Origin of the sequence: Streptomyces sp. ADMS (assembly GCF_033441795.1) — a bacterium.
Lineage (GTDB): Bacteria > Actinomycetota > Actinomycetes > Streptomycetales > Streptomycetaceae > Streptomyces.
Genome location: NZ_JAVFVX010000568.1, coordinates 1 through 273 on the forward strand (window position 1 = coordinate 1; position 273 = coordinate 273).

At 70.7% G+C, this 273-nt stretch carries 1 protein-coding gene; it reads right to left on the reverse strand.

The genetic code is table 11. The features are described 5' to 3' along the window. A partial coding sequence (locus tag RB628_RS42030; RefSeq protein ID WP_318325842.1) for a DUF6545 domain-containing protein occupies positions 1–252 on the reverse strand: 252 nt, incomplete at its 3' end. Positions 253–273: the final 21 nt, after the last annotated feature.

Consider the following 273-nt stretch of genomic DNA (forward strand, 5'->3'; position numbering starts at 1 on the left):
GACGGTCCGCTGGGCGGCTTCGTGCACGCTCCGGGAGCGGTACGGGCGCAGGGCGAGAATGCCGTCGCTGATCTCGATGACACGCCGTTGGAGGAGGAAGTCGGAGTCGCTCGCTGCGTCCTCGTCGAGGTCTGCGGCCGACAGGACGATCTCCGGCATCGCGGCCGACAGGTCCTGCCAGAGGGGGCCGAGCGCGTCGAAGGACCGCACTTCCCAGCGGTGGCGGCGGGCCTGACTGATCGGATAGACCACGGCGGGCAGCGTGAGGCCGAG